This window comes from Chryseobacterium sp. ISL-6, from assembly GCF_018613715.1.
In the GTDB taxonomy this organism is placed as follows: domain Bacteria; phylum Bacteroidota; class Bacteroidia; order Flavobacteriales; family Weeksellaceae; genus Chryseobacterium; species Chryseobacterium paludis.
In genome coordinates this window covers 36,181-49,748 of the sequence record NZ_JAGGPT010000005.1, presented here as the reverse complement: position 1 = coordinate 49,748, position 13,568 = coordinate 36,181, and the positions used below count along the sequence as shown (strand labels likewise).

The window sequence follows — 13,568 nt, the reverse complement described above, 5'->3', positions numbered from 1 at the left end:
TTTAAGAGTTTTAACGGAGTTAGTTTTTACAAATCTAGGAAATAATAGCATTTCTTTATTTTTTTGAACCAAATTTCATTAAATTAAAATTCAATCATTTTTTCACATCACTATTTAATGTGATTCAAAATTTTTCTCCCCGTTTTATATGCTCTGCGGAAAATTATCAATAAAAAAAAATTAAACAAAAGAATTGAATCTTAATAATTATGATTCTTTTTAATCTTAAATTGATACAAAATAAAAAAGTACACTTTTAAAAAGTGTACTTTCTTTGGGTGAATGAGGGGTCTCGAACCCCCGACCTTCGGAACCACAATCCGACGCTCTAACCAACTGAGCTACAATCACCGTTTTGTGGTTGCAAATATAGGAAAGAATTTTTAATTACAAAACAATTCCTTCAAAATTTTTCAATGCAATTAACTTCTCTGTCGTAAAGCCCTCAGCGTAAGCAACTCCCGATAAACGCCCTAAATCCTGAGCTCTGTAAGTTAAACTTTCAAGGAAGTCTTTGGTGGCAATTGGAGTCACCGGTTCTTTAGAATTTGGGTCATAAAATTGAGTTTTGAATGCTAAACATGCTTCAATCTTTTTATCAAGATGTTCGGATATATCTATTACGAATTCCGGTTGGATATGTTTCCATTGGATATAATGAAAAATATGCTTCGGTCTCCATACTTCTTGGTTTTCTCCTTCTGCTACAGTTACCACTTTTCTAAGCCCTGCTAAAAAGCATGCATCGGAAACTAATTTTGATCCTTTTGCATGATCTGGATGTCTGTCATCAATCGCGTTGGCTAAAACGATTTCTGGACGGTATTTGCGGATCATTTTCACAATTTCCATTTGGTACTCTTCTGAATTAACAAGAAAGCCATCCTTCATTCCTAAATTCTCCCTCGCAGAAACGCCTAAAATCTTAGCAGAATCAGCAGCTTCCAGTTTTCTGGTCTCATCAGTACCTCGAGTTCCCAGTTCACCTTTTGTCAAATCAACAATAACGCATTTTTTACCCTCTGACACCAATTTGGCTATTGTGCCTCCGCAACCCAATTCTACGTCATCAGGATGCGCTCCAAAAGCTAGTATATCTGTTTTCATCTGTTCTTTTTATTTTTTAATATGTCAGATGGAACGCCCAACAATTATGCTCATGTTTTTGAATTTTTAACCAAGGGCGTTTCATATTTTCAAAGATAAGTTTAAAACAAAAACTTCCCAAACATTACGAATGGGAAGTTTTAATATCTATAATTTAAATTTTAAATTACTTATTGATCTCGCCGTTAAGTTTTACAGCATCCTGATATGTTGGATCTAATTGAAGAGACTTAGCAACATAATCTTTAGCTTTAGCAATATCAGAGTCTTTACTCATATAAGCTACTGCAAAGTAAGCATATGCTAAAGTCTGCTTATTAGCTTCCGTATCGGCAGGCTTTACAGTACTGATAAATTTCTCATAAGCTATTTTCGCAGCATCATTATTTCCAGCTTGTTGATAAGAATATCCCTGACTGTAATAAGCAGGAGCCCAATCTGGAAGTAAAGTACTCATTTTTTGCCAAGTAAGGATTGCCCCATTCCAGTTTTTAACATCTTGATAAGCTGTTGCTAATTTGAATAATGAATCAGTATCCTGAGTATTAGCAGCTACTTTTTGTTTTAAACCTTCAATTGTTGGGTTTGTTGGTCCTGAATCTGCAGAACCTTGTGTTGCCCCACCGCCTGCAATTTTAGCAAGCTCCATATCCCACTTCATGGTTTCATCTTTTGCAGCTTTAGCAATAGCAACTTTTTGTTGAGCTTCAGTTGTTAAAGCAGTCTTCTTAGCAGCATCCTTTTCGTTTTTAGCCAATCCAGCAGCAATTAGCCCCTGTAAACCTTGATCTGCAGGCTGCATTCTTGATTTATCAGCCTGAGAAGCGAAGCTGTCCATATTTTGTTTAGCTTCTGCATATTTTCCATCAGCATACAATTGATAAGCCCTCAATTTAAATTTGATTGGATCATCGATCTTGTCAAAAATCTTATCTAATACTGCTTTAGAATTAGTATAATCTTCATTTGTAAAATAAAGTTTAGAAATTTCTAATTGTGTATATGGATCTTCATCTGCATATTTTGTATAATTGATCAAATCCAGAGTTGCTTTATCATTCTGCTGATACTTGATATCATAGGCAGCCAAAGCTTTATAAGCAGGAGCATATGTTGCATCAACACCAACTGCTTTATCAATATTTTCTTTAGCTAACTTCCATTGTTGAGCAGCCATCCATAAAGTCCCCATTCTTGTATAAACAGAAGCTTTATTTTTAGCAAGTGGTAACGCTTTATCATAAGCCGTCATTGCATCACCAGGAATTTTCTTTAATCTGTAGGCATCACCTAAAGTATAGTAATAATTTGCTGGAACTTCTTTTTTCTGTGCTCTTTCGATTGCTTTATTCAAGAATTGAATTGCTAAGTCAGGAGAGTTATTTTTCTCAAATAAAGTTAAAGCTTCAGCCGCTCTAAACAATACTTCAGCATCTTTTTCTCTTGAATCACTTACAATTTTCTGAATTTCAGCTACTGCAGCTTTATCACCTTTTCCTAATTTTACAGCTGCCAATCCAATCTTGTTTAGGTAACTTTTGTTATCCGCTGCAAGACCTTTGTTGAAACTCTCTGTTGCTTTTGCAAAATCTGGTTCACCTTGTCTTAGAAAAGTATTTCCCAAATAGAAATAATTTTCAGCAGTAGGTGCTTTTGCGATCATATCAGTGAAGTTAGTTTTTGCCTGAGCAAATTTATCACTATCGATGCTGTTAATACCATCTTGCAATGTTTGTGCAAACGAAAAATTGGCAAAAAATACCACCGCTGCTCCAAAAGCAATCTTTTTTACATTCATAATCATTATATCTTTCATTTTATATTTTCTAAATCGATTTAAATGATACACAATTTTCAGACCAAAATAGTGTATTTATTTAGGGTAAAAAGTTAATTTAATATTTTTTAACGCATTTGCACCTCTCTTTTATAGATATTATATGGTTGCAAACCTTCTTTTTGAACGATCATCTGCCCTAATTGGGTACATGAATATCTAATAAAGCCATTAGCAATATTAAAATTCCCTTCATTTGTTAAAAAATACAAAATTCTTGTAAAAGGATATTTCATTTCCCGTAAACCTGCAGCATCCGCAGTATATAATTTTCCGTTATTTTCTACAGGTAAAATTTTAACCATATCTCTTAATTGTTCAGAAGTCTTATCATAAGGACGACTAAATGTATTGAGTCCAATTACTCCAATTTTGTCGGGATACTTGTTCAACTGCTCAATAATATTTTCACTACCTGGAATAATAGAAAATTTCAGATCCTTAGGTTGTTTCTTTAATTTCTGAGCAACAAAATTCAGATTACTGGAATTCACACCATCAAAAATAAACTCTTTACTTTCGGAGAGAAGACCTTTTTGAACTTCATCCATTGAGATACTGGTCTTCGCAGAATTTTTCGGAACTACAAAAACAACTGCATCTGCAGCGAATCTGGCAGGAAGAAATTTAGAACCAACCTGCTCCTTATAGGCTTTAAGTTCTTCAGAACTAAGATCTCTTGACATGACAGCAACTCTGGCTTTATCATTTAATAAATCCAAAAAGCCTAAATCTTCTTTCTTTGTAACGATTTTTATATGTGCTTCAGGATAGTTGATCATATAGCCATCAGCTAATGCTTCTGTAACACTTTTAAAGGATTCATCTGTAAGAATCGTAAGATCTCCTTTATAATAGGAAGGAGACTTATCCTCTTTTTTACAACTTACAGCAATAACGCTTAAAACAAAAAGCATTATAACTTTTATACTATTCTTCATTTCCTGAATTTTTTATTCTTGAAACCGCTCTATAAATTCTAAAGATTCCGTATAGGATCATAACGCCTCCAAGAGGATACGCTACAGTAGGCTCTAAAATAATAAAGAAGAATTTGTAAAAAATAACTACAATTCCTAAGACAATATAAAACAATCCTGTAACTAGGGATAACCAATTGAACATCATACAACAAAAATACCAAAAAAAATAAAAAGAGAAGCATATGCTTCTCTTTTTTAATTATTATTTAAAGATAAAAATTACCCTTCAAAATTCATTGTCAATGGTAATCTGAAACGGTAACGTACAGATTGTCCATTAATTTTAGCAGGACTCCATTTATTCTTAATAGATTTAATGGTTCTTACTGCCTCAGAATTAAAGTCTGAATTTTTACCAGTTGCTTTAACGTCTGTAATACTTCCATCTCTTTCAACTACGAAAGTTACTTCAGCTTTTACAGCTCCTTCATCTCCATTCATCGCAGAACCATCAAAGTTACTAGACACTTTATTTCTAAATGCGTTAATACCTCCTGGGAATTCTGCAGTTTGCTCTACCTCGGTATAAACCTGAGTATCACTAACTTTCACTTCAGCAGTTGAAGTTTTTGTCCCTGTAGATGGCGGTGGCGGTGGTGGTGTGTAAGCCGGAGCTTTTACCCCCTCCTGATTATTTAAACCAGTCGTCGTTTCTAACTGCTTAGAAATTGGCGGTGGTGGAGTTTCAATCTTTGGAGCTTTTACAGGCTCCGGAACTACGTTCTGGATCACCTCAATTTTCTCCTCTTTTGGAGGTGGAGGTGGTGGAGGTGGTTCTTCTTCTTTTGGCTGCTCAATAATTTTATCTTCCTGAAGAATTTCTACCAAATCAGCTTTAACTTCTTGCTTTTCCGGTGCTGTAAGTCTTTTAATAGTAAGATAAATAAAAGGAGACAAAGCCGCAACTAGGAATAATGCCGTTCCAACAATAAAAGATTTTGTCAGAAGTCTTGGATACTGATGTCTCAGATCATAGGCACCATATTCCTTGTTTCTATTTTCAAATACAATCTCGTCTAAAGTAAGATTCTGACCGTATACATTTTCATCTGCCATAGATTTACAATTTTATGGTTAAATTACTTTGTAGCTGGTGTAGCCGCAGCTCCATTATTCCCAACTTTCTTGTTATAAATAGCTTGCTCCCAAGGCTTCAAATCGGTAACCCCGTATTGTTCGCTTTTGGTAATCGCCATCTCATCAAGAATATCAACAAAGTTCTTATATACAGCATCATCTGTCGGTTTGATAATAACAGTAAATTTAGTTTTATCTGCCGCATTTGCTTTTGCTTGCTCAATTACTTTTCTAACACCTTCTCTATCAAAAGTAGTTTCATTAAGATTCTGATCAGTTAAAGATGTATTATCTTGCTGATGCCAGAAAATCTTATTGTCTTTACCTAATAATAAAGAGATTGAGTTAGAAAGTTTAATTTCAGTTGGAGGTGGTTTTTTATCTTTTTCTTTCGGTTTTGCCGGAAGACCCAAATCCATAACGTTAGGTTTACTAAACGTGGTTGTGAACATAAAGAAGGTAATCAATAGAAAACCCAAGTCCACCATTGGAGTCATATCGACTCTGGTACTCTGTTTCTTGGAACGTACCTTGCCGCCTTTGGCGCCTTTTTCCTGTACTTGTACTTCTGCCATTTCTAGTGATATTAAGGTTTACCTTCTTGTGATGTAATCAACCAAAATTTAAGAAAATCGATATCTCTTAAACCTTCAAATAGGCTTTTAACTTTAGGATATTGAGTTGTAACGTCTCCTTTGATCGCTAATTTGTAATCAGGATTTACGCTCAAACTTTGTTGTACCCAGTCTACTAACTGCTTATTTGTACTGTCCATAGGAATCCCGGTAGGACTCTTAAAACTTTTCTGCTCCTCATCTGACAAATCAAGATAGCTTTTAAGTTGGTTCATAGGAACCCCAATTGCTTGTACTTTTTGAAATGCAGCTTTTTCGTTGTTGTCAAAACTAATTCCATATTTTTGACCCATTTTATCTAAAAGCTGTAATCTCTCTGATGCGTTCTCAACAGGCTGGAAATAAAATTTTCCATCCGGAGTAGCGTTGATAGTCATTAAACTAGCATCAGGAAGTAACTTCTCTGATATTGAAGATGGCGGTTTAATCTGCTCCACGTCAGGTTTTTTAAACTGAGTGGTCAATATAAAGAATGTAAGTAGTAGGAACGCAACGTCACACATTGCGGTCATGTCCGTTACTACTCCATGTCTTTTTGGTTTGACTCTCGCCATTATTTTTATTATTTTTAATTAAACTTCTTTTATTGCTAATGCAAATAGCTTGCTAAAAATTCTTAGTTGAATTCCGCGAAAGATTGTTGGATGCTCATAGCGATCTCATCGATCTTGTAAGTTAATCCATCAATTTTAGATGTAAAGAAGTTATAAAGGATAATAGCGATAGCTGAAGTACCAATACCTAATGCCGTGTTGATCAAGGCTTCAGAGATACCTGTAGAAAGTGCAGCAGCATCTGGAGTACCACCACCTGAACCTAATGCGAAGAATGCTTTGATCATCCCGATTACAGTTCCTAAAAGTGCTACTAACGTTGCAACAGTACCTAAAGTAGAAAGAATCATCATGTTCTTTTCTAACATTGGCATTTCAAGAGTTGTAGCCTCTTCGATAGCTTTATTAAGAGCTACCATTTTTTGCTCTTTGTTTAAAGTCGTGTCATGAGATAAAGCTTTGTAAGTCGTAAGACCTTCTTTAACTACATTACCTACAGATCCTTGTTGTCTGTCGCACTCTTCTAAAGCTTCATCAATTTTGTTTTGATTTAATAAACTTCTTACTTGAACTACGAAGCTATCTAAGTTTCCTTTTCCAGCTGCTTTACCAAGAACGAAGTATCTTTCAAAAGAGAAAACGATTACAGTGATCATGAAAGTAATCAAGATTGGTACGATAACCCCTCCTTTGTAGATAATACCTAAAAACGACTCTGGGTGAATGTCTTTTCCTTCAACACTTGAAAAAGCTACAGATCCACTCCCTAGTTTATCTGCATCTTTGAAGTTACCAGGACTCCCTAATACGAATAAATAAATACAAACTCCTATAACGAATAAAATAGGAATAATAATAGCCGGGTTTAAACCTCCTGCTTTTCTAGCAATTACTTGCTCATCATTTTTTGAAACATTCATTTCCATATTTAACTAAATTATATTGTTTTAAAATTTTATCAAGTTGTAAATTAAAGGCAAAATTAATTAAAATACAAGAGTCTTAAATAAACATTTTGCTTTTTTTTGATAACGAAATATTATTACGATTTCGATATTTCAATTATTTTCTTTTTTTTTATTGATATTCTCCAATATTTAAAAATACTTTAAAAATTTGAAAAAATTAACCCCTCATTTTTTCAAATTTACCAATGTTAATTTTTTTTTAAATTACAATATTCACAATTCTGTGAGGGACAACAATGATTTTTTTAGGGGTTTTTCCTTCCAAAATTTGTTGCATTTTGGGATCGCTAATCACCAAATCTTCAACCTCTTTGGCCGATAATTGAGCAGATAGGGATATTTTGAACCTCATTTTACCATTTACGCTTACAGGATACTGAATTTCATCTTCTACTAAATAAGATTCATTCAATTCCGGGAATTTCTCAAACTCTATAGATGTATCATTTCCTAACAGACCCCACAGCTCTTCACAAATATGAGGAGCATAAGGAGAGATGATAACGGCTAAGGGTTCAAGAATATTGCGTTTGTTGCATTTTATTTTTTGTAATTCATTTACAGCAATCATAAATGAGGATACAGAAGTATTGAAAGAGAAGTTTTCGATATCGAAAACAACCTTCTTTATTAAGGTATGTAATATTTTATATTCAGCTTTTGTAGGTTCTTCATCAGAAACTTCAAATACATCACCATTAAAATATAGGTTCCAGAATTTTTTAAGGAAACCATATACTCCACTTAGCCCTTGCATATTCCATGGCTTTGATTGTTCTAACGGACCTAAAAACATTTCATACAATCTTAATCCGTCTGCTCCGTATTCATTACAGATATCATCGGGATTTACCACATTGTATTTTGACTTAGACATTTTTTCTACTTCACGATCCACAATGTATTTTCCATCTTCTAAAATAAATTCTGCCTCTGCATAATCTGGTCTCCATTGTTTGAACGCTTCAGTATCCAATTCGTCAGACGTACCTTTTAATAAAGAAACATCAACATGGATCTTCTGAGTCTTATATTCATTTGATAGAGCTTTTGAAACATATTGGTTGGTTCCATCTATTCTATACACAAATGCACTCATCCCCAAAATCATTCCTTGATTGATCAATTTTTGAAATGGTTCATCCTGATTGATATATCCTCTGTCTTTTAAGAACATATTCCAGAAACGGGAATATAGTAAGTGTCCGGTCGCATGTTCGCTTCCTCCTATATATAGGTCTACCTGTCCCCAATAGTCTGTTAATTCCTTTTTAGCAAAACCTTCTTCATTATGAGGATCCATATATCTTAAGAAATACCATGAGCTTCCCGCCCAACCTGGCATTGTAGATAATTCCAGTGGAAAAACAGTTCCATCATCTATCAGATCTGTAGCTACTACTTTTTGATTTGCTTCATCCCACGCAAAAAATTTCGCGTTTCCTAATGGTGGATCTCCATCTTCAGTTGGCAAATATTTTTCAACTTCAGGAAGCTCTAAAGGTAAAGCAGAAACTGGCAAAGTATACGGCATTCCATCCTTATAATATATAGGAACCGGTTCACCCCAATAACGCTGTCTTGAGAATATAGCATCACGCTGTCTGTAATTTGTGGTTCCATGACCAATATTGCGATTTTCAACTTCAGCAATTATTTTTGCTTTAGCCTCCTCGTAACCTAATCCGTTTAGAAAATCTGAGTTTACGCAAGTACTCGTTTTAGAATCAAAAGATTTTTCCTGAATATCTTCATCGGTTTCAACAACCTTTTTAATTTCCAAATTAAATTTCTTAGCGAATCTGTGATCGCGCTCATCGTGAGCTGGAACAGCCATTACCGCTCCTGTACCATAACCCATCAATACATAATCTGAAATGTAGATCGGCATTTTTTCATTGCTGAACGGATTGACCGCATAACTTCCGGTAAAAGCACCACTCACGTTTTTAACGTCAGCCATTCTGTCTCGCTCCGTTTTTTTAGAAGTTTCTTCAATATAAGTATCTACTTCTTCTTTTTGAGCTTCTGTAGTAATAGCATCTACTAAAGGATTTTCAGGAGCCAACACCATGAATGTTGCTCCATATATAGTATCCGGCCTTGTTGTGAAGACCTCGATAATTTCGTTATGATTTTCAACGTTAAATTTTACCTGAGCTCCCTGAGACTTTCCGATCCAATATTCCTGAGAATCTTTCAACGGTTGTGGCCAGTCTAAAGTTTTCAGACCTTGAAGCAATCTTTCAGAATATGCAGAAATTCTCATACTCCACTGCATCATTTTTTTCTGAAACACTGGAAAACCTCCTCTTTCAGACTTACCATCTTTTACTTCATCGTTAGCAAGTACTGTTCCTAATGCAGGACACCAGTTTACAGTCGTTTCTGCTCTGTAAGATAAACGGTAATTTAACAAAGTATCTTCCTTATCTATATCAGAAGCATTTTTCCATTCTTCTGCTGTGAAGTTTAACTCTTCATTTTGATTGGCATTTAAACCTTCCGTTCCTTTTTCTTCAAAATGCTGAATTAAAGTTTCGATAGATTCTGCCTTGTCTGTATTTTTATTATACCAGGAATGATATAATTCAATAAAGATCCATTGTGTCCATTTATAATAAGAAGCATCTGAAGTTCTCACTTCTCTACTCCAATCGAAGGAAAAACCAATTTTTCTTAACTGCTCTTCATATCGTGTAATATTCTGCTCAGTAGTAATTGCAGGATGTTGTCCCGTTTGAATAGCATATTGTTCAGCTGGAAGTCCAAAACTGTCATAACCAACGGGGTGAAGTACATTAAAACCTTGATGTCTTTTATATCTCGCATAGATATCAGATGCGATGTATCCTAGAGGATGCCCAACATGAAGTCCTGCTCCGGATGGGTACGGAAACATATCGAGAACATAAAATTTGGGTTTATCTGTTGTATCGGAAGTCTTATAGGTCTGTTTTTCTTCCCAGTATTTCTGCCACTTTTTTTCTATCTGCTGATGATCGTAAAACACTTATGTATAGATTTTATTTAAAATTATTTTCAAAAAATTTGAAGAATTACAAAAATAAAGATTTTAAAAGAAATAGAACTTTAATTTTTAATTAATTAGCATGCTTTAACTAAACTAAAAGATCCCATCCGAAGATGAGATCTGTACATTTAATATGTAAAGTCTTATATATTACTGAGGAATTCTCTTGAATGTAATAGTTTTTGACTTGTATACATTAGGATCTGTAGCATCTTCGATCGTAAGATTCATTGTACTTTCATTGAGCGTAGTTACTTTTCCTTTATCCGGAACTACAGTTCCCTGATATTTAATCTCTATTCTGTTATCACTTGTACTGTAGGTATATGTAAAATTCTTTTCAGAGACTGTACTACATATTGCTGGATTTCCTATTTCATCTTTATCTGTTCTTTTTCCAGTACTCCCCTCATTGAACAGCCATCTTGAATCTTTTTGGCATGTTGTGTAGGCAATTTCGTCTGATACTCCAGCCCCATTTACAGGAACAGTTGTTACCACCTCTTTTAATGGTTGCCAAAGTCCGTTAATTGGAAATAGCTGCTGTGGATCATCATCTTTACACCCGGTTGCTACTAATAATGATAAACCTGCAAATAGTAATGCTAATTTCTTCATATATCAAATTTTTCAAGGCCTAAAATTATGATTTTTTTTAAATACTCTGTCATTTTTTTTAGGTTTTGCAATTATAATTTTCATTTTCTTAAAATTCCTTCAATAAAACAGATATTTTAAAACCTTATATTTGCAGAAAAACACGCATGCCCCAAGTTTCGATAATTACTCCATGTTATAATTCTGCCAGGTTTTTGGAAGAAACGATACATTCTGTAATGAGCCAAACATTTACAGATTGGGAGTGGTTGATCACAGATGATAAATCTGCTGATAACTCTGTGGAAATTATTCGGAAGATCAGTGATCCAAGAATAAAACTATCTGTTGCCGGAAAAAATGGTGGTGCCGGACATGCAAGAAATCTTTCTTTACAAAAAGCAAATGGTAGATATATTACTTTTTTAGATGCTGACGATTTCTGGGAACCCAATTTTTTAGAAGAAATGGTTAATTTTATGAAACGTGAAAATGCTGAAATTGCCTATTCAAATTATGCCAGATGTAACGAAGAACTAATTCCCCAAATTGAAGACTTCAAAGCTGACAAAGAGGTTACATTTGATAATCTATTAAAAACATGCCGCCTGTCTTTATTATCTTCAATGTATGATTCCCAGAGAGTAGGAAAAGAATACTTCCCGGAAGGCAGCAAACGTGAAGATCACGTAATGTGGCTGAATTTACTTAAAAAAATCCCTGTAGGAAAACCTCTTCCTAAAACTATGGCAAAATACAGAATGCATTCAACAAGCGTTTCGAGAAAAAAACAACATATTATAAAAGATCAATATCTGGTATACAAAGACTTTATGAAATTTTCTACATTAAAATCATTATACTATACCGCCAACTGGGCTTTAAATGGATTTATGAAATATTCTAAAATTTTCAACTAATGGAATATTCAAAAGAATTCAAAACTGCATTAAGTAATTTTTCTTCTATAGAAAAAGACCGTCTTATTTTCAGACTCCTTAAAAAGGATAAGCTTTTATCTAAGAAATTATATTTCGAGCTTATTGACACTGAAACAACAGATCAGAAAAGAGACCAAATGGAAGAATTAATTGAAGAAAAAGTTCTTTCCGCATCTAAACATCTGAGCAATCCAAAATATTTCCTCGTTCTCATCCGCAAATTAAGTGCAGAAATTACGGAACATATAAAAGTGACCGCGGATAAATTTGGTGAAGTATCTCTTCATTTATTTCTGATCAATAAAATTTTAGATCATAATGATAAGTTAAGCCATCAAAGATTCGACAATGTTTACAAGTTATATCTTTATCTGATCAATAAATTGATAAAAGCTCTGCTCACCATAAAAAAACTGGATGAAGATTATTGGATCGAATTTGATGAATTATTAGAAGAATTGGAAACTAAGATCCTTAAAAATAATTATTTACAAAAGCTTTGTATCAATAATAGTTTTGATTTTAATTGGTTAAAATCCGATGGAATCCCCGAAAACTTAGATCTGATTATAAAAGGAATAAAAAGCCAGGGCTTTTTAAAATGATTTGATTTTTTCTATAATAAGTGCTGAAGATTCTGGTTTATCATCTACAAATTTCCTGGCATTACCTGACATTTCTTCAATTACCTCATCGTTATTAAGAAGAAAAAGAATAAAATCGGCAGCTAAAGCTTCACTTGAGAAGGCTTTCCCTCCATTTGCAGACATTAATTCATCTGCTTCAGGGTTTTTCTTGTAGTGATCCCCAAACACGACAGGGACCCCGTACGTTGCTGCTTCAAGAATATTATGTAATCCGGCATCATGAAACCCCCCTCCTACGACTGCAATATCAGCATAGGAATATAATTTAGACAGTAAACCAATGCTATCTATAATTAGGAGTTGTTGATTCTTAATTAACGATTGGTCATTAGTTATTTCACTATACAATAAGGAATCTGGAAAACTTTGTTTTAAATTATGAACTCTTTTTAAATCATGGGGAGCAATAATAATTTTAACACTCCTATTCATCCCCGTAATTAACTCTGCAATTTTTTCTTCAGCATGCCATGAACTTCCAAAAACAATTGTCTTGTCTTTTCCTTTGAAGTCTTTAATATAATCTACATGATGATCAACGTTTCTCAATTGCTTCACTCTATCAAATCGGGTATCACCTGTTATAGAAGATTTTACCAATCCTACATTTTTAGCTAAAGCATACGAAAACCCCGTTTGGTGAAAAAACCAATCGACATTATTCTGCAATTCCTTTACAAACCATTTTCCGTAGGATGTAAAGAAAGACTGCCTTTCATAAAACAATGCTGAAATCACAAATACTTTTACATTTCTGCTTTTCAGCTCTGCAAAGAGATTATACCAATAGTCATATTTTACCGTAAAAAATAGTTTAACATTAAACTGTGAGACAAACTCTTTTATAACTTTCTTTCTATCAAAGGGTAAATAACAAACAACATCTGCAATATGTTTCTTTTTAACCACGTTTTCATAACCAGAGGGAGAAAAAAAAGTAATCAGAATTTTATGATCTGAAAATTCTTCTTTTAATTTTTCTAAAACAGGAAGTCCTTGTTCATATTCCCCTAAACTCGCAGCATGCATCCAAATAACTTTATCGCTTGGAGAAAAGCTGGATTTAACAAGTGCTAAAGATTCTTTACGACCTTCAAAACCCTTTTTTGTCTTTTCATTGAACAATGAAAAAAGTCTCATTCCGAAAACGAGTAAATTGACAAATATGTTATAAATAAAAGACATTAG

The 13,568-nt window shown here is 33.9% G+C and carries 13 protein-coding genes and 1 tRNA gene; 2 read left to right on the top strand and 12 right to left on the bottom strand.

Annotated features, from left to right (window positions below; all coding sequences use genetic code 11):
* Positions 1-276: 276 nt before the first annotated feature.
* From J7E44_RS07855 to J7E44_RS07805, 11 genes are all read right to left on the bottom strand, one after another.
* A tRNA-His gene (locus J7E44_RS07855) sits at positions 277-352 on the bottom strand.
* A gap of 35 nt (positions 353-387) precedes the next feature.
* Positions 388-1,107 (bottom strand): bacillithiol biosynthesis deacetylase BshB1, encoded by a 720-nt coding sequence (gene bshB1, locus J7E44_RS07850; RefSeq protein WP_214827534.1) that lies wholly within the window; start codon positions 1,105-1,107, stop codon positions 388-390.
* A gap of 166 nt (positions 1,108-1,273) precedes the next feature.
* Positions 1,274-2,923, bottom strand: a complete 1,650-nt coding sequence (locus tag J7E44_RS07845) for a tetratricopeptide repeat protein (RefSeq protein WP_214827531.1) — start codon at positions 2,921-2,923, stop codon at positions 1,274-1,276.
* 89 nt (positions 2,924-3,012) lie between these two features.
* The gene (locus J7E44_RS07840; RefSeq protein WP_214827528.1) at positions 3,013-3,885 is read right to left on the bottom strand and encodes a PstS family phosphate ABC transporter substrate-binding protein; all 873 of its coding nucleotides are present in this window, start codon (positions 3,883-3,885) and stop codon (positions 3,013-3,015) included.
* Positions 3,875-4,072, bottom strand: coding sequence for a DUF308 domain-containing protein (locus J7E44_RS07835; RefSeq protein WP_373428030.1), 198 nt, complete (start codon positions 4,070-4,072; stop codon positions 3,875-3,877). Before J7E44_RS07835 ends, J7E44_RS07840 begins: the two co-directional genes overlap by 11 nt.
* Positions 4,073-4,146: 74 nt before the next feature.
* Complete coding sequence (locus J7E44_RS07830) at positions 4,147-4,983, bottom strand: energy transducer TonB (protein ID WP_214827525.1); 837 nt, start codon at positions 4,981-4,983, stop codon at positions 4,147-4,149.
* A 23-nt stretch (positions 4,984-5,006) separates the two neighbouring features.
* On the bottom strand, positions 5,007-5,579 hold the full coding sequence (locus J7E44_RS07825) for an ExbD/TolR family protein (protein WP_214827522.1): 573 nt from the start codon (positions 5,577-5,579) through the stop codon (positions 5,007-5,009).
* A gap of 11 nt (positions 5,580-5,590) precedes the next feature.
* Positions 5,591-6,193 carry an ExbD/TolR family protein gene (locus J7E44_RS07820; RefSeq protein ID WP_214827519.1) on the bottom strand — a complete coding sequence of 201 codons (603 nt, stop codon included), beginning with the start codon at positions 6,191-6,193 and terminating at the stop codon, positions 5,591-5,593.
* A 62-nt stretch (positions 6,194-6,255) separates the two neighbouring features.
* Complete coding sequence (locus J7E44_RS07815) at positions 6,256-7,119, bottom strand: MotA/TolQ/ExbB proton channel family protein (RefSeq protein WP_172280800.1); 864 nt, start codon at positions 7,117-7,119, stop codon at positions 6,256-6,258.
* A 241-nt stretch (positions 7,120-7,360) separates the two neighbouring features.
* The gene (gene leuS, locus J7E44_RS07810) at positions 7,361-10,174 is read right to left on the bottom strand and encodes a leucine--tRNA ligase (protein ID WP_214827517.1); all 2,814 of its coding nucleotides are present in this window, start codon (positions 10,172-10,174) and stop codon (positions 7,361-7,363) included.
* 171 nt (positions 10,175-10,345) lie between these two features.
* Entirely contained in the window at positions 10,346-10,813 is a 468-nt protein-coding gene (locus J7E44_RS07805; protein ID WP_214827514.1) for a lipocalin-like domain-containing protein, read from the bottom strand.
* Positions 10,814-10,959: 146 nt separating this feature from the next.
* Here J7E44_RS07805 and J7E44_RS07800 point away from each other — a divergent pair, with 146 nt between their 5' ends.
* Both J7E44_RS07800 and J7E44_RS07795 read left to right on the top strand, forming a co-directional pair.
* The gene (locus tag J7E44_RS07800) at positions 10,960-11,712 is read left to right on the top strand and encodes a glycosyltransferase family 2 protein (RefSeq protein WP_214827511.1); all 753 of its coding nucleotides are present in this window, start codon (positions 10,960-10,962) and stop codon (positions 11,710-11,712) included.
* Entirely contained in the window at positions 11,712-12,338 is a 627-nt protein-coding gene (locus J7E44_RS07795) for a deoxyuridine 5'-triphosphate nucleotidohydrolase (protein ID WP_214827508.1), read from the top strand. Before J7E44_RS07800 ends, J7E44_RS07795 begins: the two co-directional genes overlap by 1 nt.
* Here the strand turns inward: J7E44_RS07795 and J7E44_RS07790 are convergent.
* The gene (locus tag J7E44_RS07790; protein WP_214827504.1) at positions 12,330-13,565 is read right to left on the bottom strand and encodes a 3-deoxy-D-manno-octulosonic acid transferase; all 1,236 of its coding nucleotides are present in this window, start codon (positions 13,563-13,565) and stop codon (positions 12,330-12,332) included. The genes J7E44_RS07795 and J7E44_RS07790 overlap by 9 nt on opposite strands.
* Positions 13,566-13,568: the final 3 nt, after the last annotated feature.

Excerpts from the sequence above, each read along its gene's own strand:
- J7E44_RS07805 (WP_214827514.1), bottom strand. The coding sequence starts at position 10,813 with ATGAAGAAATTAGCATTACTATTTGCAGGTTTATCATTATTAGTAGCA.
- J7E44_RS07800 (WP_214827511.1), top strand. The coding sequence starts at position 10,960 with ATGCCCCAAGTTTCGATAATTACTCCATGTTATAATTCTGCCAGGTTT.
- bshB1 (WP_214827534.1), bottom strand. The coding sequence starts at position 1,107 with ATGAAAACAGATATACTAGCTTTTGGAGCGCATCCTGATGACGTAGAA.
- J7E44_RS07820 (WP_214827519.1), bottom strand. The coding sequence starts at position 6,193 with ATGGCGAGAGTCAAACCAAAAAGACATGGAGTAGTAACGGACATGACC.
- J7E44_RS07825 (WP_214827522.1), bottom strand. The coding sequence starts at position 5,579 with ATGGCAGAAGTACAAGTACAGGAAAAAGGCGCCAAAGGCGGCAAGGTA.
- J7E44_RS07815 (WP_172280800.1), bottom strand. The coding sequence starts at position 7,119 with ATGGAAATGAATGTTTCAAAAAATGATGAGCAAGTAATTGCTAGAAAA.
- J7E44_RS07835 (WP_373428030.1), bottom strand. The coding sequence starts at position 4,072 with ATGATGTTCAATTGGTTATCCCTAGTTACAGGATTGTTTTATATTGTC.
- J7E44_RS07795 (WP_214827508.1), top strand. The coding sequence starts at position 11,712 with ATGGAATATTCAAAAGAATTCAAAACTGCATTAAGTAATTTTTCTTCT.
- J7E44_RS07830 (WP_214827525.1), bottom strand. The coding sequence starts at position 4,983 with ATGGCAGATGAAAATGTATACGGTCAGAATCTTACTTTAGACGAGATT.
- J7E44_RS07790 (WP_214827504.1), bottom strand. The coding sequence starts at position 13,565 with ATGTCTTTTATTTATAACATATTTGTCAATTTACTCGTTTTCGGAATG.
- J7E44_RS07845 (WP_214827531.1), bottom strand. The coding sequence starts at position 2,923 with ATGAAAGATATAATGATTATGAATGTAAAAAAGATTGCTTTTGGAGCA.
- J7E44_RS07840 (WP_214827528.1), bottom strand. The coding sequence starts at position 3,885 with ATGAAGAATAGTATAAAAGTTATAATGCTTTTTGTTTTAAGCGTTATT.